Annotated in this window: 22 protein-coding genes and 1 tRNA gene; 9 read left to right on the top strand and 14 right to left on the bottom strand. The window is 70.4% G+C overall.

Going from position 1 to position 22,185, the window contains the following annotated elements; genetic code table 11:
* The 4 genes from trpC to ASF39_RS00505 all read right to left on the bottom strand — a co-directional run bounded on the left by trpC (position 1) and on the right by ASF39_RS00505 (position 4,704).
* The gene (gene trpC / locus ASF39_RS00490; protein ID WP_056280247.1) at positions 1–831 is read right to left on the bottom strand and encodes an indole-3-glycerol phosphate synthase TrpC; all 831 of its coding nucleotides are present in this window, start codon (positions 829–831) and stop codon (positions 1–3) included.
* Between the two features lie 10 nt (positions 832–841).
* Positions 842–1,855 carry an anthranilate phosphoribosyltransferase gene (gene trpD / locus ASF39_RS00495; RefSeq protein ID WP_056280252.1) on the bottom strand — a complete coding sequence of 338 codons (1,014 nt, stop codon included), beginning with the start codon at positions 1,853–1,855 and terminating at the stop codon, positions 842–844.
* A gap of 51 nt (positions 1,856–1,906) precedes the next feature.
* Positions 1,907–2,521: an aminodeoxychorismate/anthranilate synthase component II gene (locus ASF39_RS00500; RefSeq protein ID WP_056280254.1), complete on the bottom strand. Its 615-nt coding sequence runs from the start codon at positions 2,519–2,521 to the stop codon at positions 1,907–1,909.
* A gap of 89 nt (positions 2,522–2,610) precedes the next feature.
* Entirely contained in the window at positions 2,611–4,704 is a 2,094-nt protein-coding gene (locus tag ASF39_RS00505) for an ATP-binding protein (protein WP_056281072.1), read from the bottom strand.
* A gap of 253 nt (positions 4,705–4,957) precedes the next feature.
* Between ASF39_RS00505 and ASF39_RS00510 the strand changes: the two genes are divergently transcribed.
* From ASF39_RS00510 to ASF39_RS00535, 7 genes are all read left to right on the top strand, one after another.
* Positions 4,958–6,229: a pilus assembly protein TadG-related protein gene (locus tag ASF39_RS00510; RefSeq protein WP_056280257.1), complete on the top strand. Its 1,272-nt coding sequence runs from the start codon at positions 4,958–4,960 to the stop codon at positions 6,227–6,229.
* 362 nt (positions 6,230–6,591) lie between these two features.
* Positions 6,592–7,221 (top strand): TadE family protein, encoded by a 630-nt coding sequence (locus ASF39_RS00515; protein ID WP_056280261.1) that lies wholly within the window; start codon positions 6,592–6,594, stop codon positions 7,219–7,221.
* Positions 7,218–7,856, top strand: coding sequence for a TadE/TadG family type IV pilus assembly protein (locus ASF39_RS00520; protein WP_162240564.1), 639 nt, complete (start codon positions 7,218–7,220; stop codon positions 7,854–7,856). The genes ASF39_RS00515 and ASF39_RS00520 overlap by 4 nt, the downstream gene beginning before the upstream one ends.
* 163 nt (positions 7,857–8,019) lie before the next feature.
* The gene (locus ASF39_RS00525; RefSeq protein WP_156648240.1) at positions 8,020–8,340 is read left to right on the top strand and encodes a hypothetical protein; all 321 of its coding nucleotides are present in this window, start codon (positions 8,020–8,022) and stop codon (positions 8,338–8,340) included.
* Positions 8,341–8,414: 74 nt separating this feature from the next.
* Positions 8,415–8,588 (top strand): hypothetical protein, encoded by a 174-nt coding sequence (locus tag ASF39_RS21705; RefSeq protein ID WP_165700230.1) that lies wholly within the window; start codon positions 8,415–8,417, stop codon positions 8,586–8,588.
* Positions 8,588–8,767 (top strand): ribosome modulation factor, encoded by a 180-nt coding sequence (locus ASF39_RS00530; RefSeq protein WP_082494265.1) that lies wholly within the window; start codon positions 8,588–8,590, stop codon positions 8,765–8,767. The genes ASF39_RS21705 and ASF39_RS00530 overlap by 1 nt, the downstream gene beginning before the upstream one ends.
* Positions 8,768–8,782: 15 nt before the next feature.
* On the top strand, positions 8,783–8,968 hold the full coding sequence (locus ASF39_RS00535; RefSeq protein ID WP_055878843.1) for a hypothetical protein: 186 nt from the start codon (positions 8,783–8,785) through the stop codon (positions 8,966–8,968).
* A gap of 46 nt (positions 8,969–9,014) precedes the next feature.
* Here the strand turns inward: ASF39_RS00535 and ASF39_RS00540 are convergent, their stop codons facing one another.
* From ASF39_RS00540 to ASF39_RS00560, 5 genes are all read right to left on the bottom strand, one after another.
* Positions 9,015–9,179 (bottom strand): hypothetical protein, encoded by a 165-nt coding sequence (locus ASF39_RS00540; RefSeq protein WP_244472218.1) that lies wholly within the window; start codon positions 9,177–9,179, stop codon positions 9,015–9,017.
* Between the two features lie 128 nt (positions 9,180–9,307).
* Positions 9,308–9,742 (bottom strand): hypothetical protein, encoded by a 435-nt coding sequence (locus ASF39_RS00545; protein ID WP_244472219.1) that lies wholly within the window; start codon positions 9,740–9,742, stop codon positions 9,308–9,310.
* A gap of 114 nt (positions 9,743–9,856) precedes the next feature.
* Positions 9,857–10,108, bottom strand: a complete 252-nt coding sequence (locus tag ASF39_RS00550; protein WP_056280278.1) for a hypothetical protein — start codon at positions 10,106–10,108, stop codon at positions 9,857–9,859.
* A 226-nt stretch (positions 10,109–10,334) separates the two neighbouring features.
* Positions 10,335–10,411, bottom strand: a tRNA-Arg gene (locus ASF39_RS00555).
* Between the two features lie 58 nt (positions 10,412–10,469).
* The gene (locus ASF39_RS00560; RefSeq protein WP_082494266.1) at positions 10,470–11,837 is read right to left on the bottom strand and encodes an O-antigen ligase; all 1,368 of its coding nucleotides are present in this window, start codon (positions 11,835–11,837) and stop codon (positions 10,470–10,472) included.
* A gap of 409 nt (positions 11,838–12,246) precedes the next feature.
* Here ASF39_RS00560 and ASF39_RS00565 point away from each other — a divergent pair, with 409 nt between their 5' ends.
* Both ASF39_RS00565 and ASF39_RS00570 read left to right on the top strand, forming a co-directional pair.
* On the top strand, positions 12,247–13,563 hold the full coding sequence (locus tag ASF39_RS00565) for a lipopolysaccharide biosynthesis protein (RefSeq protein WP_056280281.1): 1,317 nt from the start codon (positions 12,247–12,249) through the stop codon (positions 13,561–13,563).
* Positions 13,564–13,843: 280 nt separating this feature from the next.
* Entirely contained in the window at positions 13,844–14,977 is a 1,134-nt protein-coding gene (locus ASF39_RS00570) for a GNAT family N-acetyltransferase (protein WP_056280285.1), read from the top strand.
* 544 nt (positions 14,978–15,521) lie between these two features.
* On the opposite strand, the gene ASF39_RS00575 is transcribed toward ASF39_RS00570, so the two are convergent.
* The 5 genes from ASF39_RS00575 to ASF39_RS00595 all read right to left on the bottom strand — a co-directional run bounded on the left by ASF39_RS00575 (position 15,522) and on the right by ASF39_RS00595 (position 21,972).
* Positions 15,522–16,721 (bottom strand): glycosyltransferase family 4 protein, encoded by a 1,200-nt coding sequence (locus ASF39_RS00575; RefSeq protein ID WP_056280288.1) that lies wholly within the window; start codon positions 16,719–16,721, stop codon positions 15,522–15,524.
* A gap of 5 nt (positions 16,722–16,726) precedes the next feature.
* Entirely contained in the window at positions 16,727–18,010 is a 1,284-nt protein-coding gene (locus ASF39_RS00580) for a glycosyltransferase family 4 protein (RefSeq protein ID WP_244472220.1), read from the bottom strand.
* Entirely contained in the window at positions 18,007–18,834 is an 828-nt protein-coding gene (locus ASF39_RS00585) for a polysaccharide deacetylase family protein (protein WP_082494269.1), read from the bottom strand. Before ASF39_RS00585 ends, ASF39_RS00580 begins: the two co-directional genes overlap by 4 nt.
* A gap of 281 nt (positions 18,835–19,115) precedes the next feature.
* Complete coding sequence (locus ASF39_RS00590; RefSeq protein ID WP_162240565.1) at positions 19,116–20,636, bottom strand: GumC family protein; 1,521 nt, start codon at positions 20,634–20,636, stop codon at positions 19,116–19,118.
* Entirely contained in the window at positions 20,629–21,972 is a 1,344-nt protein-coding gene (locus ASF39_RS00595; protein ID WP_348271502.1) for a glycosyltransferase, read from the bottom strand. Before ASF39_RS00595 ends, ASF39_RS00590 begins: the two co-directional genes overlap by 8 nt.
* Positions 21,973–22,185: the final 213 nt, after the last annotated feature.

A 22,185-nucleotide genomic window follows, 5' to 3' on the forward strand; every position in this document is an offset into this window, starting at 1 on the left:
TCAGGCCTTCGCGCCGAACAGGAGGCTGCGGGTGGCCGCCGCCACGTCGGCCTGGCGCATCAGGCTCTCGCCAACCAGCACGGTGTGCAGGCCGTGTTCGGAGAGGCGCACGACATCGGCGTGATCGGAGATGCCGCTCTCGGCCACCGCGATGCGATCGGCCGGGATGCCCCTGGCGAGATCGATGGCGGTCTCGAAGGCGACTTCGAAGGTCTTGAGGTTGCGGTTGTTGACGCCCACGAGCCGGGTGCCCAGCGGCAGGGCGCGGGCGAGTTCGGCCGCGTCGTGGACCTCCACCAGCACGTCCATGCCGAGATCGCCCGCGGTCTCCACCAGGGCCTGCGCCTCGTCGTCGTCGAGGCAGGCCATGATGACGAGGACGCAATCGGCGCCCCAGGCGCGGGCCTCGTAGACCTGGTAGGGCTCGAACAGGAAGTCCTTGCGCAGCACCGGCAGGGCGCAGGCCGCCCGCGCCGCGGTGAGATATTCGGGCCTGCCCTGGAACGATGGCGTGTCGGTGAGCACCGACAGGCAGCTGGCGCCACCCCGCTCGTAGGCCTCGGCGATGGCGGCCGGGTCGAAGTCGGCCCGGATCAGGCCCTTCGAGGGCGAGGCCTTCTTGACCTCGGCGATGAGGGCGGGGCGCCCCTGCGCGACATGGGCCGCGATGGCCTCGGCGAAGCCCCGGACCGGACCGGCCTTGGCGGCGCGCTTCTCGAGGGTGGCCAGCGGCAGGCGCAGCTTGGCCTCGGAGATCTCGCGGCGCTTGTAGGCCTCGATCCGGGCGAGCACGTCGGAACGCGGAACGGGCGGGGCGTCGGTCTCGGACATGGGGCGCCTCTCAGGCGTTCGAGATCTGGACGAGGCGGTCGAGGGTCGTTCGCGCGGCACCGGAGTCGATCGCGGCCGACGCCCTGGCGACGCCCTCGGCGAGGGTGCCGGCGGCCTGCGCCACCACCAGGGCGGCCCCGGCATTGAGCACGGCGATGTCGCGGTAGGCGCCTGCCCGGCCGTCGAGGACGCCCCGCAGGGCGAGCGCGTTGTGGTCGGGGTCGCCGCCGCGCAGGTCGTCGAGGGTCCACAGCGGCAGCCCGACCTCGCGCGGGTCGATGGTGAAGCGGTCGATCCGGCCCTCGTCGAGGGCGACCACGGCGGTGGGACCGGTCACGGTGATCTCGTCGAGCCCGTCGCTGCCGTGGACGGTCCAGACGCGGCGGCTGCCGAGTTCGGCCAGCACCCGGGTCAGCGGCTCGGCCCAGGCCGGGCTGGAGACGCCGAAGAGCTGGCGCTCGACGCCGGCCGGGTTCGAGAGGGGGCCGAGCAGGTTGAAGATCGTCCGGGTCGGCAGCTCGGCCCGGATCGGGGCGACGTGGCGCATGGCGCCGTGGTGGGTCTGCGCGAACATGAAGCACAGGCCGGCCTGCGCCAGGCAGCGCGAGAGGCCGTCCGGATCGAGCCCGAGCTTCACCCCGAGGGAAGCGAGCACGTCGGCCGCGCCCGAGCGCGAGGTGGCGGCGCGGTTGCCGTGCTTGGCCACGGGCACGCCGCAGGCGGCGGTGACGATCGCGGCGAGCGTCGAGACGTTGTAGCTGCCCGAATGGTCGCCGCCGGTGCCGACCACGTCGATGGCGCCGGCCACCGGCGCGACCCGGACCATGCGGGCCCGCATCGCCTCGACGGCGCCGACGATCTCGTCATCGGCCTCGCCGCGCACCTTGAGGGCGATGAGGAAGGCGCTCGCCTGCACGGGCGTCACCTCCCCCGACAGCAGGTGGTCGAAGGCGGCGCGGGCCTCGCCGCGCGAGAGCGCCCGGCCGGCCGCGACCGTCGCGAGGAGGGCTTTGAACGAATCCATCGTCGTGGCGCGGTGTCCGCTCCGGTTCCGCCGGTCCGGCGATCGCCGCCGTCAATGCACGCCGGTGCGCGCCTTGTCACGCCCTGCGTTCCAGGCGGCGGCGATGTCGAGGAAGTTGCGCACGAGATGGGCGCCGTGGTGCGAGAGGATGCTCTCGGGATGGAACTGCACGCCGTGGACCGGCAGCTGCGTATGCGCGAGCGCCATGATCAGACCGTCCGCCTCAGCGGTGACGGCGAGCGTGCCGGGGCAGGTGGCACGCTCGACCACGAGGGAATGGTAGCGCGTCGCCTCGAACGGGCCGTTGAGCCCGCGGAACAGGCCCGTGGCCCCATGCGTGATCACCGAGACCTTGCCGTGCTTCGGGACGGGTGCGCGCACCACCGCCCCGCCGAACGCCTGGCCGATGGCCTGTAGCCCGAGGCAGACCCCGAAGATCGGGATCTCGCCGGAGAGTTCGCGGATGACGTCGAGGCAGATGCCGGCCTCGTTGGGCGAGCAGGGCCCGGGCGAGAGCACCACGGCGTCGGGCGCGCGCGCGCGGATGCCGTCGATGGTGATGCCGTCGTTGCGCACCACGTCGATCGATCGGCACAGGGGGCCGATGAGATGGACGAGATTCCAGGTGAAGGAATCGTAGTTGTCGATGACGAGGACGTCGGACATCGGCTCACGCGGTCGAGAGTGTCGCCTCGATGTGACGACAGCCACCCGATGGGTCAACCCTATGGCGACCGCCGGGGGGCGCGACGCCGTCAGCCGCCCATCTCCCCGGGCGCCCTGACGGCGACCGAGCGCAGGATCCGTCCGAGCTGGTCGGCGGAATAGGGCTTGTGCAGCAGCACGACGTCCTGCGCGCCCTCCTGGGCCAGCACGTGGCTGTAGCCAGAGGCCAGCACCACCGGCAGGCCGGGCAGGCGCTCGGCCAGGAGCCGGGCCAGGGCGATGCCGCCCATACCCGGCATCACCACGTCCGAGAACACGGCGTCGAAGCCGGCCCCGTCGGTGCCGAGGATGTCGAGGGCGGCCTCGGCATGGGCGGCCAGGATCGTCCGGTAGCCGAGGTCTTCGAGCACCTGCGTCGCGAACCGGCCGACCTCGACGTTGTCCTCGACCACCAGGATGCGCCGACCGCCACCCCCCATCGGGGACGCCTCCTCGATCGGGGCGGCGAGCGCGGCCGGCGAAGCGGAGGCGACTTCGGGCAGGTAGAGCGTGAAGGTCGTCCCCGCCCCCGGCACGCTCTCCACAGCGATGTCGCCGCCCGATTGCCGGGTGAAGCCGAACACCTGCGACAAGCCGAGGCCGGTGCCCTTCCCGACCTCCTTCGTCGTGAAGAACGGCTCGAAGATCCGGCAGATCCGGTCCTCCGGGATGCCGCTGCCGGTGTCGGTCAGCGACACCGCCGCGAACGGGCCCTTCCCCGTGGCCGGGCTGCGCACCGAGGGGATGTCCCCCTGGCTGGACAGGCGGATGACGAGGGTACCGATGCCGTCCATGGCATCGCGGGCATTCACCGTCATGTTGACGAGGGCGGTCTCGAACTGGTTGAGGTCGGCCTCGACGAAGCAGGGCCGTTCCGGCGTCTCGATCGTCAGGCGGATGCGGGCGCCGATGAGGGTATCGAGCATCTCGGCGACGCTGCGCAGGCGCTCTCCGACCTCGAACACCTGCGGCTTGAGGGTCTGGCGTCGCGCGAAGGCCAGGAGCTGGCCGGTGAGCTTGGCGGCCCTGTCCACCGTGTCGGAGACGGCGTCGAGGTAGCGCGCCCTGCGGTCCTCCGGCAGGGACGGACGCCGCAGCAGGTCCACCGAGGACCGGATGATCGTCAGGAGGTTGTTGAAGTCGTGCGCGACGCCGCCGGTGAGCTGGCCGACCGCCTCCAGCTTCTGCGACTGACGGAGCTGGTCTTCGAGGCGCTGGCGGCTCGCCTCGGCCTCCAGCTCGGCGGTGACGTCGCGGCCGACCGCGTTGAAGCGATCGCGGCCCGGCTCGGGGACCAGCGACCAGGCGATGCTGCGCCAGGAGCCGTCGGCGTGGCGCAGGCGGTTGACGTAGCGGACCGGCTGCCGGTCCTTTTCCAGGTGCGCCAGGCAGCCGGCGACGGCAGCGACGTCGTCGGGATGGACGAGCTGCATGTAGGGGGTCGTGACGAGGATTTCGGCGTCGTGGCCGAAGGTCCGCACCCAGGACGGGCTCACCCTGAGGATGCGCCCCTCGAAGTCGGCATAGGCGAGGAGGTCCTCGCTGCTCTCCCACAGGTGGTCGCGCTCGGCGGTGCGCTCCTCCACCCGCCGCTCCAGGCTCTCGTTGAGGCTGCGGACTTCGGCCAGAGCGGTCTCGAGCCGCCTCTGGCTCTCGGCCAGGGCGGCATCGGCCAGGACGCGGCCCGTGGTCTCGTTGGTGAAGATGAACAGGCCCGCCACGGCGCCGTCGGCATCGAGCACCCGCGAGTAGGAGAACGTCCACCACGTCTCCTTGGCGCCGCGGTCGGTGTCGAGGGTCCAGGGCAGGTCGACGAAGCGGCGGCTGCGGCCCGCCATCGCCTCGGCGATGATCGGCTTGGCCTGCTCCCAGCCGTCGGCCCAGACCTCGGCGAAGGTCGATCCCATCGCCCAGGACAGCCGCGGCCCGAGCAGCGGGAAGTAGGTCTCGTTGAAGAAGAAGTGCAGGTCCTCGCCCCAGCACAGGATCATTGATTCCGGCGAGTTCAGGACCAGCGACAGCGCCACCTGCAGGGCTTCGGGCCACGCGTGCGGGGCACCGAGGGGATGGCCCGACCAGTCGCGGGCGCGGATCATCTGCGCGGCCCTGCCGCCGCCCGCCAGGAACCCCGGCTCGTCGGTCATGCGGCCACCGCGCGGCACGAGCGGAACCGCGGGCGATCGGACGGCCGGTGCGGTTCGCGGTGCTCCATCGGATACGATCTACAGGAGACACGCGCCACATGCGACGGCATTGGTCCCGCGGTCGCGGGCCGACCGCCGGGGCGGGACGCTCTTCGGGTGGGTCACAACCGAATCTCAAGCATTCGCGGTCCATCGATCGGCAGACCCGTCGCGCCCTCGGCAGCGACCGCCCTGACCAGAAAGACGTGCGGTGATGACGCCGAAGTCCCTCCGCCTCGCGTTTCGGGCGTCGACGTCGGGGGGCACGCTCGTCCTGTTCGCCCTCGCCCTGCCGGTGCTGATGGGGATCGGAGGGGTCGCCGTGGACTACGGCACGTGGGTCAAGCAGCGCTCGCAGCTGCAGGCCGCCGCCGATGCGGCGGCGATGGCGGCCGCCCGCGAGCTCGCGGTGAACGCCTTCGAGCCGCTGCGGATGCAGGCCGTGGCGGAGAACTGGGCGAAGAAGGCGTTTCCGGCCGACGGCGCCGAGATCGGCCTTGCCACCACCGTCTCGTCGCTGGACGACGGGCGCAGCGTCCAGGTCCGGCTGACATCGGAGCGCCAGCAGACCCTGTCGGGCATGCTGGCGATCGTTCCGGGCACGATCGAGGCCTCCTCGGTGGCGACCCTGCGCGGCCAGCGCAAGGTGTGCGTGATCGCCCTCGACCCGGCCAGCAGCGCCACCATCCACCTCAAGTCGAACGCCTGGCTCACGGCCAAGGGTTGCGACGTCCACTCGAACGCCGTCAGCAGCAGCGGCATCGCCTCGGACAGCGGCATCCAGGTGACGGCGGCGCGGGTATGCTCCGGCGGCGGCTTCTCGGGCCAGGGGACGTTCTACGGGTCGCGCATCGGCGATTGCCGCGGCATCGACGACCCCCTCGCCGACCGGCTGGCGCCCTCCCCTTCCGCCGGATGCACCGCGACCAAGGCGTCGGTCGTCGACAAGGGCACCGCCGGGGGGCGCCACCTGCTCCAGCCCGGCACCTATTGCGGAGGGCTCTTCATCGGCGGCAACTCCTACGTGAGCCTCGCGCCGGGGGAGTACGTGATCAAGGACGGCCCCTTCGTGGTCGATTCGAACGCCGACGTGCGCGGCGACGGGGTCGGGTTCTACCTCACGGGGACGGGCAGCACCTTCCAGTTCCTCAGCAACGCCCGCGTCGACTTCAACGCGCCGCGCTCCGGGGCCATGGCCGGGCTGCTGTTCTTCGAGGACCGCGCCGCTCCGCTGCTGCGCAACCACGAGATCAAGACCAACTATGCCTCGAACATGACCGGGACGGTCTACCTGTCGCGCGGGCGGTTCGTGGTGGACGCCACCAACGACGTCGCCCAGCAATCCGCCTTCACGGTCATCGTCACGCGGCAGATGCTGCTGACCGCCAACCCGAAGCTGACGATCAACACCAATTACGGCGCCACCACGGTGCCGGTGCCCAAGGGTCTCGGACAGACCGACGGGGACGTGCACCTGATCCGTTAAGCCCAATCGCGATCCGCCGTGCGAAGACCGGTCATACCATTTCCGGGCGATCACTTCGTGATGCGGACATGGGCTTCGCTCAGGCGCCGCGCGGGCTCGGTGATTCGGTTTCCGCTTGATTTAAGCGGAAACCGAATCACGGGCCGCGACCATGCGAGGTCGACGAAAGGTTTGAACAAGGACCGCGTGCTATCGCTCGAGACGGCGACAAGACGTCCCGACGATCGCACAGCATCGCGCACGATGGTCCGGACGGGACAGGGACGGTTTCTCGTGGATGCGCGGCATGCTCCGCTGGACGACACGGAGACGGCTCCGGCATCCGGCCTGACCATCAGCCCCCCTCGGCGGATTCCCGGCCGATGACGACCGCCGGTTCCGCGGTCGCGAGGACGGGCGCCGCCCTGCGGCGATGCGCGACGCGAGGACGCTCGATCGGCTCGGACCGCACAGGAGCGGCGGCGGTCGAATTCGCGATGATCGCGCTGCCGATGCTGATGACCTTCCTCGTGATCCTGGAAGTGGCCCTGATGTACTGGATGGGGCACGCCATGGACAACGCCACCGAGATCGCCGCCCGCAAGATCTCCAGCGACACGCTCGTGGCCGCCCCCAGCGGCCAGACGCCGTCGACGTCCGCCCTGCGCACCGAGATCTGCGGGCAGATCGGCGCCCTGTTCAACTGCGATTCGATCCGGATCCACCTGCGGACGTTCGACACGCTCTCCACCGCCTCCGTCGCCCTGCCGATCGACCCGGCGACCCGCGCCTGGAGCGAGGGCTTCGGGACCACCTCCGACTGTCCGCGCGACGGCGCCATCGCCGTGCTTCAGGTCGCCGCGGAGTTCGTCGGACTGTCAGGGTTGAGCCTGGGCCACGAGGAACTCGCCAACGGCAACCGCGTCCTCCAGGCGGCCTACACCTTCCGCATCCAGGACGGCCTCGGCCTTCCCGCCGAATGCGCGGCCCCGGGAACGACGCCCGCGCCATGACGGTCCGGGGGCCGCGTGCCGGGGATCGGCCGGGCGCACGCTCCCTCGCGGGTCGGTTCCGCGCGGCCGAGGACGGGATCGCGGCGGTCGAATTCGCGATGTTCGCGCCGATCCTCATCCTGATGATCGTCGGATGCGCCGAGCTCTCGCATTTCGCCAACAATGCCCGCAAGGTCGGTTTCCTGGCCCGCGCGATCGGCGAGATCGCAAGCCACGGCGAGACCCTCGACGCGGCGGCCGCCGCCAAGCTGTTCGGTGCGGCCGGCCTCATCCTGCCGCCGTTCGACGGGACGACCGCCAAGGTCAGGCTGAGCACGATCGGGGCCGCCGCCAAGGACGGCGCCGTCACCGCCAAGGTCTGCTCGACGGCCGCCACCGCCAATGCCGCCCCGCGCGCCGTCGGCGAGGACGTGACCCACCTCTTCTCGAATGAGGAGGCCGGCACCCGCTTCCTCTACGTCGAAGTCGAGATGCCCTATCGCATCCTCTTCGCCAGCGGGATCCTGAGCCCGGACCACGGCAGCGACAGCCTCACGATCCGCAAGACCCTGAAGTGGCCGGTCCGCAAGGGCGTCCGCAAGAACAGCCGCTACCCGGAAGTCGTGCTGCCCATCGGCGGCGCCTGCACGGCCTGATCGCCCGGATGACCGGCGCCAGTTGCGGGGTCGCCCCGATCGGGTCGCGGCAGGACGACCTAACCGTTATGAGCGCGGGAGAAACCGGTGCAAGCTGGCGGCGCAAGTCGCCGAACGGGACGGGTCGCCGCCGTGCGATCGGGTCTCCTGGAGGATCGTCGCGATGCCGGAGCGTACTCTCGATGATCGGCCGGCACCGGTCGACGTGGGCGGAGCCCGCCCGTCCGTTCGCACCACCCGCGTGACCGGCGCGGCGGCGACCGGGGCAGCCGCGACCGGTGCCGAGGCGACCGGCGCCCTGGCCTTGGGCGCGATCGCGATCGGTGCCCTGGCCCTTGGGGCGGTCGCCGTCGGCGCCTTCTCCATCGGCCGCCTGTCCGTCCGGCGGGTCTCGATCCGCGAGGCGCACATCCGCCGCCTGCGGGTCGACGAGCTGACCATCGGGACGGTGACGGACCTGCGCGCGGATCCGACGGACCGATAGGCCGGGCTTTTCCGATCGCCCGGCCCTACATACTCGGTAGGCGCGTGCGAGGCGTGCCGAAGAGGAGTGCTAGCATGAACTTCGTGTCGACCACCGTGATGAACGAGGGCAAGGTCGCGAAGGGCGCCGGCAAGCCCGCGGACGCGAACCCCTATCCCGCCGGATCGCAGGAAAGCGCCGACTGGCTCGAGGGCTACACCTTCGACGAGGCCGAGATGAACGTCGACATCGACAGGGACGACGCCTGATGGAGTCGCCGGACGACAACCTCGACCATTTCGCGCTCGGGTATTATGCGCCGGGAAAGGGCCTGGCCCGGGAATCGGTGCCCTACGCCGAAGGCACGCAGGCGCATGCCCAGTGGCTGGCGGGTTACGACGCGGCCGTCAGGGGCGACCCTGCGCCGGCCGGCACCGGGCGGTCTTGAAGGAGCGACACGCGAATGCCCTGGTACGTCGGCGGATTGCTCGTGGGGGCGCTGGCCCCCCTCGCCCTGTGGTCGCTCGGAATTCGTGAGGCCTTCCAGAGCGGCGTGTACGCCGGGCTCGCCCGTTATGCCGACACGATGGTCGTCAGCGTGCCGGTCGCCCTCCTGGGGGCTTATCTCGTCCACCTCGTGAGCGGATAGGCGCGGCGCCGTCAGCGGCGACACCTCGCCGAAAACGCGGGGCGCCCTAACCCGCCTGCTCCGCGCTCGTCGTGACGGTCAGGCCGTTCTGGTCGGTGATGGCGAAGAAGACCGTCGCCGGATCGCGCGGCAAGCCGGCGATATGCGCCTCGGCCGCGGCCTTGGCATCGCCGACCGTATCGAAGGTGTCTGGCAGCAGGTACATCGGCAAGGCGTCGTCACCGTCCGCGGACGGTGGTTCGGCCAGGGTGATCTCGACCGCGTATGGCATGGACCGACCATGCCATACGCACCGGACCTCACCAAGACCGGATCAGCCGATCGGACGGCGACCCCGTCCTAGACCTTCAGGGGACAGGTGAGCTTGCGCCCTTCGCGACGACCGAAGGTTCGGTAGTGCAGGGCGCCGGACTCGAGATCCCCACGCTCGACGGCGCGGCGGACGTCCGGATGGCAGCGCAGATACTCGTCTTCGTCGAATCGCGCCCGCGGCGCCCGCTGGTCCCCGCGATCGCGCATGCGATCGTCGTTGTCGTAGCGTCGCGGGCGCCGCACATCGCGATCCTCGTCGGTCTCGCGATCACGCTCGGCGTTGCGGTCGATCTCGTCGGTGCGATCGCGGTATCGGCGCCGGTCGTCATCGTTGTCGCGGCGGCGGCGATCGCTACGGTTGCGGTCATCGCCCTCGTCGGTGCCGTAGCCGTAGTCGGGGCCGCCGCGCTGCGCCACGGCCTGATCGATCGCAGCGACGAGGCTCAGCCCGGCGAAGCTCACGCCGACGAGTGCCGAAACCCAAAACGTCTTCATGCCGGCATCCTCGTGTCGGCGACGTCAAACGTTTGCGGAGGCCGATCGTTCGACCTCCGGCGGTGATCCGCTCGGACGGCCTCAGCCACAGGTCCGGCGGTAGCGCCGGCAGTTGCCCTGGCCCTCTTCGGCGTAGAGATCCTTGTTCTCGCAGCGGTCGCGAAGCTCGCGGCACATGCGGCGGAAGCGGCGATCGTCCCGTTCTTCGCGGTAGCCGCGCCCGTCGTCGACCTCGACGCCGCCGGGACCGATCCGGAACCCCTGCGCGAAGCTCGGCGCGTCCTGCAGCATCAGGGCCCCCAGGGCAGCCGTCACCACGAGTATCTTGCGCATTGAAACCTCCACGCGTCCGGATGTTCGAACGGCATGACAAACGCGCATGCGTCGAAATGGTTCGCGCTCGGGGGTTGCAAATGGTCGGCGAGGTCGGGAGGTCACATGCGGCCGGGGCCGCTCAGCCGGGCACGTCGACGGAGGCGATGGGGCGAAGAGGGCTTCGCCGCCGGTGGCCACCGACCCATGGCGACGCGCCAACTCATTGACGATACGCCGGAATGCCTGGCGACCCCGGTTGGGCTCGAACCAACGACCTGCCGCTTAGAAGGCGGCTGCTCTATCCAGCTGAGCTACGGAGTCGGGGGCGTCGCGCGCCCCAGAAGCCACGGCTCCCGCCGTGGGTCAAGCGTTTCGCCCGTCAGGCGCTTTCCGCCCCGGGACGGGGGCCGGACGGGCGGTGCGGGGCGCTTCCCGTGTCGTCGACCGGGGTGGCCCGTCCCTGGAGGCGCAGACCCGCGATCGCCACCAGCATCATGAACCACAGGACGCTTCCGGAGCTGAAGAAGATGCTCTCCACGCAGGCGGTGAACAGCGCATAGAGCCAGATGTCGACGTAGAGCTTGTTCAGCGGCGTGTACCGCGTGGCGTGCGTGCGCGCGAGGCCGCGGAGCGGGACCCCGATCACGAACAGCAACGTCAGGATCAGCCCCGGAATGCCAGTGGTGATCGCACTGTCGAGATAGGCGTTGTGGCCGTTGAAGGCGGCCGCGGCCCAGTCCTGGCCGCTGCCGGCGCGGTAGACCATGTCGCCGGTCTGCCAGAACAGCTGGAAGCCGTGTCCGAACACCGGTTTCTGCGCCACCGCATCGACGCCGATCCTCCAGATGTCGCTGCGGTTGGTGAAGGTCGGGTCGATGCCGATGGCGGCGACCAGGTCGCGGATCGCGGGTACCGTCGTGGAACCGAGGGTGAGGGTGTTGATGGCCACCACGCCCCCGACCACGATCGGGATGCGCAGGAACCGCCAGCGTTCGAACATCCACGACAGGATGAGGATGGCGGGCAGCGCGGCGGTGGCGGTCTTGCCGCCGGCGTGGAGGAGGAACACCACGGCAAAGACGAAGACCGTCGCCCCCAGGAGCCTCAGGCCCTTCCGGAAGGCATAGAGACCGACGAAGCTGATCACGACCATCACCGTCGAGGCCGCGTTCTTGTGCGGGAAATGGCCCCGCCAAAGCCCGGCGTTCATCGGCTCGCGCAGCTCGGAGAACTGGTGGATCGACAGGTTCGGCAGGAACAGCACGCCGAAGAAGGCGATGGCGAGGGTCGCCGCGACGCAGAGCGCGAGGATGCGGGCGAACTGCGCCTCCGAGCGGGGCAGGAACACGATGATGCTGGCGTTGACGCAGGTCAGGATCGCCAGGACGGTCCTCTTGATCGCCAGATCGGGATGGTCCGAGATGGCCGAGGCCATCAGGAACCAGATCGTGAGCGCCACGAGGAGCGTGCGGGGCTGGCCGATCTCGCCCCGCATCGGCGCGGCCAGGGCGAACAGCCAGAGCCCGGCCGTGAGGGACAGAAACACGATCTGGTTGAGGGTGTTGGACTTGTCGGTGGCCGGATCGACCGCCGCCGCCGCCGTCAGGTCGACGAAGGGGTTCGTCGACACGAAGTAGAACAGCAGCGTCGCCACCAGGAGGCACACGCCGACGAGGTGACCGCCGGCATGCGCCCCCGTCCGGTCCCGGTGATCGCTAGCCGATAGGGGGATGCTGCCGTCGCTCATGATCGGCTCCTCGTCGCGACCGTCGATCCCCCGCCGCCGGTCGCACGCGCGCGCGCGAGCCGGGGCAGGCGGGGTCGGGGAGCCGGACGCGACGATCCGCCGGGCGCCCTTACCTCCCGGTTAATCGCCTCCCGGTTAATCGATCGCCGACCGGCTCGGTGAAACCGACGCCGGCGGCGGATTTCGCGGGACGGGAGCACCCTGGGATCGCCTCGGGAGCAGGCACCGGTCGCCCGTCGCGCCTACCACCGGTGATCCCTCGGTTATCCGGGCTCGATTGCAATCGCGCGTTAAGCGCATCGCCCGGAAACACCCTGACAACGCCGCCCCGAAGGCAGACGGGGGCGGCGCGACGCGGTATGCCGCATCGCACGGAAGACCCGAAGCCAGCCGTGCGAAAAGGGCGTTTGTGGCCATTGCAACCTCCTCGGATGGCCCGCGCCCGCGCAGGTTCGCCGTCACCCTGAGCTACCTGTTCTCGACCAGCACGCTCGTCGTCAGCAACGCGGCGCAGCTCATCACGTTCGCGCTGCTCGCCCGCGGCCTCGGGCTCGAACAGTTCGGCCTCCTGATGTCGGTGATCGCGGTCACGAACGTCGCCGTGCAGATCTGCGGGCTGGGCGCCGACGAGACCCTGGTGCGGCGGGTCGCGGCCGATCCCGGTCTCTACGCGAACGCCCTCGGGCACCACCTCATCCTCCTCTGCGGCACCGGCCTCGTCCTCTGCCTGGTCCTCGGCATCGCGCTGCCGAGCTTCATCACCCTGTCACCGGACCCTCTGACGAACGCCCTGGCGCTGAGCGCGCTGGTGGTGACGAACGTCGTGCTCGTGCGCGTCATCCTCCTCGCCGAGCGCGTCTACATCGCCCGCGGGCAGATGGGCGGCGCCAATGCGATCAACATCGGCTTCGCGCTCGCTCGGACCGCGGCGGCCGGCCTGGCGTGCGGGCTCATCGGGGTCGACCGGGCCGGCGAATGGGCGTTCTGGATGCTCGGTTCGCACGTCCTCATCGCCGGCGCCTGCGTCGTGGCGATGCGCCGGTTCGGCCGGCCGCACTGGGGGATCCTGCGCGGCGAGGTCCGGCAGGGGATCTACTTCACGACGCCGTTCCTGTTTCGCGCCTTTCGCCAGAACATCGATTTCCTGATGCTGAGCATCGTCGCCGGGCCCGAGGCGATCGGCGCCTACAGCGTCGCCCGCCGCATCGTCGACACCAGCATCCTGACCACGGAGGCGTTGCACAGGGTCATGTACCCGCGCCTCGCCAGGGCGGCGGTGGGCGGCTACCACGCCATGAGGCCCCTGATCGCCGGGCTGGCCGCGCTGGCTATCGCCATCGGCGTCGTCACCGCCGTGGCGACCTGGCTCGTCGCCCCGGCGATGCCGTGGCTGTTCGGGGCGCAATTCTCCGCCATGGTCTACGATCTGCGGATCATGTGCTGGACCGTGATCCTGGTGGCGATCCACGATGCCGCAGCCGAGGTTCTGGGTGCCTCGGGCCGGCATGGCATCCGGGCGGCGATCTACAACGTCGGCAACCTCATCGGGGCGGCGGTCTCGGCGGTCCTGACCTACTACCTCCTCCTGCCGGGCGTGTTCCTCAGCCTGTACATCACCGAAGTCGGCCTGGCCGTGGCCTTCTGGGTCGCGCTCTTCGTCCTGATACGGCGCGACCGCGAGCGGGCCGTCGGCGCGAGCTTCCGTCCGGCGGAGCAGGCGCGGTGACGACGACCGTGGCCCCGCCGGCCGGCCGCATCACCCCGGACCGTCGCGACCGCGCGTTACCCGGACGACGGCCGAGCCGGCGCTCCCCTCGTGTTTCGCAGACCGGCGTCACGTCTGAGTAAGGCAAAGAGCACGAAGCCCGTGTGCAGGCACCATCTGTAAACGACGTCCACGATACAGATCCCGATCAGTAGAAGGCGCGCGATAAATGACGTCGGTCGACATGCATGAAACGTCAGCGGTTCCTGCCCGAGAGACCGCCTCCGCGCAGCGCCGGGACATGACCGTCGCCTCGCTGGTGATCACGGTCGGCAGGTCGCCGGCCGATTTCGCCGAGTGGCCCCGCACCGACCGGCTGGGCGAGGCGCGGTGCCACGTCTTTCAGTGCGCCGACATCCTCGACATCTGGATCGATACGATCGGCCGGGCGCGGTCGATCAGCGTCCATTGCGTCGGGGTCCATGACGCGGCCGGCCGGCCGGTCATGCTGCTCGCCCTTGGCATCGAGCGAAAGCGCGGCGTGCGCGTCCTCGGCTTTCTCGACGGCAGCGTCTCGGACTACTGCCAGCCGGTCCTTTTTCCGCCCAGCGCCGACATCGATCCCGGCATGGCCGGCGAGATCTGGGCGCGGATCCAGACGGCTCTGCCGCACTTCGACATCGCCGTGCTCGACAAGATGCCGCCCGAGGTCGGCGACCTGCCCAATCCGCTGATCCACCTCGGCGCGGTGCTCATGCCGGAGGCCGGCCACGTCATGAGCCTGCACGGCAGCCGCGCCGAGGTCGAGGGTCGCATTCCGGCCTCGAAGCGCCACAAGCGCTATCAGCGCCAGTTGATGAAGGAGCGGACGGTCTCCTTCTCGGCTGCCGACACCACCGACATGGCCAACGTCTATTTCGACGCCATGGTGGTCAACAAGACGCGGCGCTTCGCGGAGACGCGGGTGCCCGGCTTCGAACTGCCGGGGAAGCTGGAGTTCTTCCGCGAGGCGACGCGCCGCCTGCCCCAGCTCGCCCCCGTCCACCTCTCGGCCGTGCAGGCGGACGCGGAGATCATCGCGAGCCATTGGGGCCTCGTGATGGGTGACCGCTTCTACTTCCTGATGACCGCCTATGCCGATGGCACCTGGCGCAAGTTTTCGCCGGGCCGCATCCTAAACGACGAACTGATCCTTTGGTGCCATGCCAACGGCTACCGCTGGTTCGACTTCGGGATCGGCAACGAGGACTACAAATACGAGTATTGCGACGTGACGATCCCGCTGTACGAGGCGCGCATCCCGGTCACGTGGCTCGGCCGCCTGTCCCTGCGTGCCGGCGCGTTCCTCGCCTGGCTTCGGACCCTGACGGTCTGGCAGAGGCTGCGGCCCTACAAGTGGGCGCTCATGCGCAGGTTCGCCAAGAAGCCGGACTGACGAACGGGGGTGTGGGGCATCGTCCGTGACGCGCGGTGCCATCGCACGATGGGGCGGCCCCACCCTCCGGAGCGACGGAGGCCGGCGACCGTCGTCGACGTGACGGCCTGACAAACCACGTCCCGTCGATCACGCCGTCATGCGGACGTGGGCTTCGCCCGGGGCGCCGCGCGGGCCGGGTCACACGGTTCCCGCTTTGCTCTCCTCGCCCACGGCGCCCGGACATGCCCGAGATCTGCCCCCACGTACCCGGACCCACTCGGATGCGGTGAGGAGGTGGCCGGGTGTCCCATCGCGGAGGCCAGCGGAACCGGCCCCACCCCGAACCTTTCTCCGCAGAGGGGACCGGACGCGCTTCACCGAACGGAGCGGGCGCCCGTATCCGGCACGCCTGCCGGCGCGTCGGCGCGATCACGCCGGGAGCGGCGCGGCCTGCAGGGCGTCATCGGAGCTGTGGGCGCTGTCGTCGAGCCGGGCTCGGGCCACCGTCGCGGACTGCGCGCGCCGCAGCCCGGACGTCAGCGCGCTCAGGGTCCCCGAGCGCTCAGGGGCCCGGGCGGGAGAGCGGCGCCCGGCCGGGAGCCCGCGTGCGCGGGGAAGGGGCGTCGCGGACGGTGATGTAGAGTTCGCGGGTGCGCGCGGCGATGACGTCCCAGTCGAAGACGCGGCGGATCCGCTCGCGGCTCTCGGTGCGCTCGGCCTCGTCCAGCAGGCGGTTGCAGGCCCTGACCAGGCCGTTCGTCAGCGCGCCGATGTCCCTGACCGGAAAGTAGCAGGCCTCGGGCAAGCCGACCTCGCGGTTGGGCGGGATGTCGCTGGAGAGGGTCGGCACTCCGTAGGACAGGGCCTCGAGAAGCGCGATCGGAAGCCCCTCGTGGCTCGACGGCAGCACGAACAGGCCGGCATGGGCCAGAAGCTCCTGTAGCGCCGGACCGGTCTGGAAGCCCGTGGTGACGACCCCCTTCGTCCGGTTCGCCCGGTCGAGCACCTGGCGCGAGTAGCTGTCCGCGTGATCGGCGCCGCCCACGAGGGCGAGTTTCCAGCCGGGCAGGTCGGCCCTGGCGAAGGCCTCGATCAGGTCGAGGTGGCGCTTCTCGGGCACGAGGCGGCTCACCATGACGACGTAGCGGCCGCGTTCGAGGCCGAAGCGGTCGAGCGTGCCGGCCTCCGGGGGCACGGGATGGACCGTGACGCCGTTGGGGATCGGCGACACCGCCACCGCGTGGCGGGCGGTGACGACCGAGGCGATGTCGCGCGAGACGGCGATGCGGCCGTGGGCAAAACGCATCCCGGCCCATTCCCCGAAACGGAGCATCGCGCGCGCCAGGCGGCCCCATTTCTCGCGGTCGTAGTCGAAGCCGTGATGGGTGACGACGACCCGCAGACCGAGGCCGCGCGCCAGCGGCACGAGCAGGCTCGGACCGATGGCGTGGATGTGGAGGATGTCGGGCCGGACCCACGCGGCGTAGAGCACGCCGAGGAACGTATGCACGAGCGCCTCGAGGACGGTCATGCGCGGGCACGGCAGCGGCGTGACGCGCACACCGCGCCATTCGAAGGGACGCCGCGACGGGAGGTAGCGCGCCCGTCCGATCACCTCGACCGCACAGCCCGAGCGCACGAGGCGCTGCGCCAGTTCCTGGACATGCCGTTCGACCCCGCCCTGCAGGTCGGGGATGCCGCGCAGGCCGAGCATCATGATGCGCAGCGGCACGCGGGGCGAGGAAGACGGCCGGCTCGTCATGGCGCTCACGTCGGGCCTCGCGCGATGTCTGCATAGAGGGACAGGATGCGGCTGCGGTAGCGCTCGACCGAGAACTCGTCCTCCACGAGGGCGCGGGCGGCCCGGCTCATGGCCGCGGCAGGCTCGGCCGGCATGGCGGCGAGCCGCGCCATCGCCGCCGCGAGGGCATCGGCGTCGCTGGGGGGCACGATCAGGCCGGTGACGTCCTCGCGGACCATCTCCGGGATGCCGCCGATGCGCGTGCCGATGACGGGGCGCCCGAGGGCGTAGGCCTCCATCAGGCTGATCGGTCCGTTCTCGTACCAGGTCGAGGGCAGCACCACGGCCCGGCTCGACCGGATGGCCTCGTGCAGGCCCTCGCCCGTGAGGTAGCCGAGGAAGCGCACGTCGCCCCCGGTCTCGGCGGCGAGGCTGCGCAACTGCGGCTCCATGGCGCCGCTTCCCACCAGCGACACCCGCTGCCCCGCCTTGGCGGCGGCCTTGATGAGCGTGTCGAGACCCTTCTCGGGGCTCAGCCGCCCGACGTAGAGGAACCCCTCCCCCGGCAGATGGCTCGGGGTGAAGTCGTTCACGTCGACGAAGTTCGGGATGTGGACGAAGCGCTCGCGGGGCCAGCCCCATTCGACGAGCTTGTCGATGTAGAACCGGCTCGGCACGACGAAGCGGTCGACGTTGCGATCGTAGATGTCGAGCATCCGATGGATGAGCGTCTCGACCATGACGAGCCCGCTCAGGGCGATGGAATTCTTGACGCAGCGTCGCACGGCGACGTTGTAGATCCTGCCGCCGCGACAGCGTTCGCAGACCTTGCCCTGACTCAGCATCGTATAGGCCGGGCAGGCGATCTTGAGGTCGTGGAGCGTCATCACCACCGGAATGCCCGCCTGCTTCAGGAGCGGCAGGAAGGAGGGCGAGATGTGATGGTAGATGTTGTGCACATGCGCCACGTCGGGGCGCTGCGCGGCGATGAGGGGGCGCAGCTTCGCCCTGGCCTCGAACGAATAGATCAGCGTCGCGGCCTGGCGCAGGGTGCGCAGCATTCCGTAGCTCTGGCCGAACTCGATCTCGTCCACGAAGGAGGCTTGCGAGTCGGAGGGCAGGTTCTTGGGATGCTTCATCGCGAAGCTCGTGACGTCCCACCCGGTCTCGCGCATCAGCCGGTTGTGTTCGAGGAACACGACCTCGGCGCCGCCACGGCGATAGTGGTAGTTGTTCACCGACAGGAGGCGCATCGGCTCGGTGCCGGCATGCGCGCGCTGCCGCGCGGGCTCGGTCAGGACCGCGGTCATGAGTGGAATGCCCTTTCCGGCTCGGCGGTCGTCCCCCCGGCGGCACGGCGAACGGCCTCGGCCACGGGAACGATGCGGGCGCCCTGCGTCCCGGCCTCCGCCACCGCGAACCGCAGGAGGTCCGGGTGGCAGCCCCACGGCTCGGGCACCTGCGCGATGCCGTGGCTGAAGAAGATCAGCCAGCCGCGCTCGCGCACGGCGCGGGCGATCCAGGCCCGGATCGCGGCGCGGTCGGCGAAGCCGTCCGCCAGTTCCACGGCGCGCAGGTAGCCGAGGTCGATCCTGCCGGCATTGACGCCGGGGACGCCGGCGCGGCAGGTCGCGAACGATCGCTCCAGCTGCCGTTTGGCGCGCAGCGACGTGGTGTTGAACGGATAGGCGAAGTTGGAGAGCGCCATGTCCGGCGCGAGCCCCGAGAAATGCGCCCGGTTGCGGGCGAGGTCCGCCGCCAGCGCTTCGCGCGACAGGTCCGACACCGCCCGGTGCGTATAGGTGTGGCAGCCGATCTCGTGGCCACGGCGATGCAGGGCGACGACCTGATCGGGCGATGCCAGCGCCGGTCCGGTCCAGCCATCGTGAAGATGGCCCGCGCAGTAGAACGTGCCCCGCGCCCCGGCCTCCTCCAGGATCGGCGCGCCGACCGTGCAGGCCGTCTCCAGCACGTCGTCGAAGGTGAACGAGACCAGCGGCTCGGAGAACCGGACGAGCTGCGTGCGCGTCCGCACGAGCCGGGCCGCCGCGCGCCGGAGGCGCAGTCGCAACGGTTCGCCGGCCGGCGCGCCCGGACGCTCGGACGGGGTTCGGACTCCGCTACGCTCGGACATGGCACGTCGTCCGGGCCGCGCGATCACGGCGGGCGATCTCCCGCAGGGGGCCGCAAGCGAGAGGCCCGGAGTGGGTGGGGTGCCGTTCGATGGTCGTCGTCATCCGCCTCGCTCCTCTTCTCGCATTCCGCCCGGAATCGTCGGATCGTCGCCCCGCGCGGGCCGAGGCCCGGTGCGGGTATAGGGACAGCGACCGGACGAACCCGTCGCGGACATCGGTGCCTCGGACGGCGACACGTCTTCCCACCCCGCCCTCGGTCGCCGCCGTTCCCGCGGGCGCTCTACGACCGCCGGATCGACAGGGCGCCGGGCATCCGGTTCGGCCGCAGCGTGATCCCGCTCTTGCGGATGAGGCCCCGCGCGATGGCGATCCCGACCCCGAGGGCCAGCCCCGCCACCAAGCCGACGATGACGAGAAGGAGGGTGCGCGGCGGATACGAACGCCGCTCCGGCACCTGGGCCCGCGAGATCACGCGGATGTTGGCCTCGTCGATCTTCGTCTGCTCCGAGACCTCCTTGGTCCGGTTGAGGAAGGTCTCGTAGACCGAGCGGCTGGCCTGGAGGTCGCGCTCGAGTTCGCGCAGGCGCACGCTGGCATCGTCCTTCGTGCTCACGGCGGCCTTCAGCGTCTCGTATGTCCGCTGGTTCTCGCGCTCGTCGGCCCGGGCCCGGTCGAGGTCGGTCTTGGCGGCCACCGCGATCCGGCCGAGTTCCTCGTTCAGGGCCCGCCGCACCGTGGCCTCCTGCGCGGTCATCTCGATCACCTCGGGGTGGCGGCGGCCCCGCGTCGCGGAGAGGTCGCTCAGGCGCCGCTGCACCTCGGTGACCTGGCTGCGCAGGTTCATCACGGTGGCGGACTGGAGCGCGTCGGGAATCGCACCGACATCGCCGCTGCCGCGGGCCTGCATGACCTGCTGGTAGCGCGACTGCGCCTGCGTCACCGCGTTGGCCGCGGCCTGGTAGCGGGTGCTCGCGGCGACGAGCTGCTGCTCGGTGACGCTCGAGCCCACGGCCGAGACGATGTTGTTGGCGCGCTTGTAGCGTTCGATCCGCTGCTCGGCCTGCTCCACCGCGCTCTTGAGCTCCGCGATGCGGTCGTTGAGCGAGCCGGCGATCTTGCGGCTGACCTCGTCCCGGGTCTGGGCCGTCTCCGTGACGTAGGCGTCGACGACGGCGTCGGCGAGCCGCACCGCCTTGTCCGGATCGCGACTCGTCGCGCCGATGGTGACCACGTAGGTGCGCTCGTCGCGCTTGGCGCTGACGACCTTGTCGAGCGCGCGGAGCGCCGTGAGCGCGGGTGCGGGCTGGCGCTGCGGCTCGGCGGCGCCGAACAGGCCGCGCACGGAGGTCGCGATCCCCGACAGGAGGCCGGGCGACCCCTTCGGGACGAACTCGTCGTCGCGGTCGAGCCGTTCCGCTCTGACCACCCGGTCGAGCACCGAGGACGAGGTGATGACGCGGATCTCGTTCTCGACCTGGGCGATGAGCGCGTCGCTGTATTGGCTCGCCGTCCGCAGGCTGCGGTCGGTGACGCGAAGGTCGGTGGGATCGATGATGAGTTGCGTGAAGGCCGCATATTTCGCGGGCGCCAGGACGCCGAAGGCGAGACCGAGCAGAGCGAACACGAGCCCGAAGACGGCGACCTGGATCCGATGGCGCCAGACCATGAAGGCGAGCACCATCGGCGTCAGCGGCGGCAGCGTGACGGTGTAGGGTGCCACGGCCGGCACCGCCGCGCCGCGCGGCCGTGCCGGACCCCGCGCCGGCGGCATGTCCCGCGAGGGCTCCGAATACTTATACATCGGCGTCGTCCGAGGACGTGAGAACCGCATGGCGACGCCCACCGTCCGATGAGGGCGACGCGAGGCCGCGGACGCCGCCGATCTGCGTGCGGAGCGCATCGCCGTGCCGTTCCGGGCCGGCCGTCGTGTGGCCGGCCATCGTCACGCACAGGATGCAGGCACCCAGGGCCGACGCCGTTGCACGTGAAACATCGCTCCTGCCGGACCTCGCCCCTTCCGCGGGCAGGGCCGTCCGCGCCGTGGCGGGCTCGCCGGACGGCCGCTCTCCGGAGACGGTCTTGCCCGGCACGAAGAGGGCGTCGATCGGCAGGTCCGGCGCGACCCTGGGCCGGAGGAAGCCGCGCGCCATGCCGAAGGCGTGCGCGTTCCAGGCGACGAAGGCATAGAGGCCGAGGGCGAGCGAGCGGTAGCGCAGGCTCATCCCCGCCACCGGCACCAGGACGAGCGCACCGAGGGCCGCGAGCGCCAGGGCGGCCGGCAATGCGATCACCGCCAGGAGCCCGAGCGCCCAGCCGAAGTAGACCGCCAGCCACAGCCGGATTTCCGGCAGGTCGCGCAACGTGGTGCGAAGGTGCGGCTTGCCCAGGGCACCGCGCAGGAGTTCGCCGATCCCGTCGAGGTAGCGGCTCGTGATCCGGCGCATCAGCAGCGGGTATCCGCCGATGGTATGGCCGTAATGATCCACGAAGGGTGTGGCTAGGCGATGCAGCGACCAGCCCGCCGTGCGCAGGCGGACGGCGAGGTCGAACTCCTCGTAGCCGTGCAGGTTGCGATCGCTGAAGTAGCCCACCGACGCGATGGCACTGCGCCGGTACAGGCCGCCGCCGTTGAGCCGGTCGACCGGGCCCGGTCGCAGGTCCGGCGCGCCGCGGCGGGCACGACGGTCGAACTCGAGGTTGACGACGTTGACGTCGCGCACCGTTCCGCCGACGCCGGCGACGGCGGGATGCTCGCGCAGGAACGCGAGGGCCGCCACCAAGAACCCCGGGGCGAGCGCCATGTCGCCGTCGATCAGGCACACCATGTCGCCGCGCGCGTGCTGGTAGCCGAGCTGGGGACCGATGCCGCAGCTACGCGGCACAGCATCCGACAGGCGCGCGACGGCAATGCCGCGCGCCGTCGCGATCGCGACGGTCCTATCCGCGGAGCGGCTGTCGGCGAGGATCACCTCCCCGTCCGTGACCCCCGCGGCGGCCAGCGCCGCCATCGCGCTGTCGATGGCGCGGGCGATGCAGCGCTCCTCGTTGAGAGCCTTGATGACGATGGTGACGGACGGAGCGTTACCGGATGTCGGACCGGGCTCCTGAATGTCGTCGTTCCTGTCGGAGCTCATCATCACATCGGTCCTGCCTAGTGCAACTCTTGCCATCCCAACGGCCTTACGCAAAGCCCAGGATCGAGACGAGGTAAATTTATGCGATATTTCGACCGATCATTGTCGTTACTTTGCCGAGTTAAACTGTCGTTAATCGGCGTTCACGGGTTCATTTTGTCCATGACTGCCGTGAACGCTCCGTCGTGAGGGTTCGTTTCTCTAAAATGCGAGACA

The organism is Methylobacterium sp. Leaf108 (assembly GCF_001423265.1).
Lineage (GTDB): Bacteria > Pseudomonadota > Alphaproteobacteria > Rhizobiales > Beijerinckiaceae > Methylobacterium.

Coding starts and splice junctions, on each gene's coding strand:
- trpC (WP_056280247.1), bottom strand. CDS start 831: ATGTCCGAGACCGACGCCCCGCCCGTTCCGCGTTCCGACGTGCTCGCC.
- ASF39_RS00505 (WP_056281072.1), bottom strand. CDS start 4,704: ATGACCGACGAGCCGGGGTTCCTGGCGGGCGGCGGCAGGGCCGCGCAG.
- ASF39_RS00570 (WP_056280285.1), top strand. CDS start 13,844: ATGACCGTCGCCTCGCTGGTGATCACGGTCGGCAGGTCGCCGGCCGAT.
- ASF39_RS00580 (WP_244472220.1), bottom strand. CDS start 18,010: ATGACCGCGGTCCTGACCGAGCCCGCGCGGCAGCGCGCGCATGCCGGC.
- ASF39_RS00535 (WP_055878843.1), top strand. CDS start 8,783: ATGCCCTGGTACGTCGGCGGATTGCTCGTGGGGGCGCTGGCCCCCCTC.
- ASF39_RS00550 (WP_056280278.1), bottom strand. CDS start 10,108: ATGCGCAAGATACTCGTGGTGACGGCTGCCCTGGGGGCCCTGATGCTG.
- ASF39_RS00510 (WP_056280257.1), top strand. CDS start 4,958: ATGACGCCGAAGTCCCTCCGCCTCGCGTTTCGGGCGTCGACGTCGGGG.
- ASF39_RS00525 (WP_156648240.1), top strand. CDS start 8,020: ATGCCGGAGCGTACTCTCGATGATCGGCCGGCACCGGTCGACGTGGGC.
- ASF39_RS00515 (WP_056280261.1), top strand. CDS start 6,592: ATGACGACCGCCGGTTCCGCGGTCGCGAGGACGGGCGCCGCCCTGCGG.
- ASF39_RS00500 (WP_056280254.1), bottom strand. CDS start 2,521: ATGTCCGACGTCCTCGTCATCGACAACTACGATTCCTTCACCTGGAAT.
- ASF39_RS00595 (WP_348271502.1), bottom strand. CDS start 21,972: ATGATGAGCTCCGACAGGAACGACGACATTCAGGAGCCCGGTCCGACA.
- ASF39_RS00575 (WP_056280288.1), bottom strand. CDS start 16,721: ATGACGAGCCGGCCGTCTTCCTCGCCCCGCGTGCCGCTGCGCATCATG.
- ASF39_RS00585 (WP_082494269.1), bottom strand. CDS start 18,834: ATGTCCGAGCGTAGCGGAGTCCGAACCCCGTCCGAGCGTCCGGGCGCG.
- ASF39_RS00530 (WP_082494265.1), top strand. CDS start 8,588: ATGGAGTCGCCGGACGACAACCTCGACCATTTCGCGCTCGGGTATTAT.
- trpD (WP_056280252.1), bottom strand. CDS start 1,855: ATGGATTCGTTCAAAGCCCTCCTCGCGACGGTCGCGGCCGGCCGGGCG.
- ASF39_RS00590 (WP_162240565.1), bottom strand. CDS start 20,636: ATGTATAAGTATTCGGAGCCCTCGCGGGACATGCCGCCGGCGCGGGGT.
- ASF39_RS00560 (WP_082494266.1), bottom strand. CDS start 11,837: ATGAGCGACGGCAGCATCCCCCTATCGGCTAGCGATCACCGGGACCGG.
- ASF39_RS00520 (WP_162240564.1), top strand. CDS start 7,218: ATGACGGTCCGGGGGCCGCGTGCCGGGGATCGGCCGGGCGCACGCTCC.
- ASF39_RS21705 (WP_165700230.1), top strand. CDS start 8,415: ATGAACTTCGTGTCGACCACCGTGATGAACGAGGGCAAGGTCGCGAAG.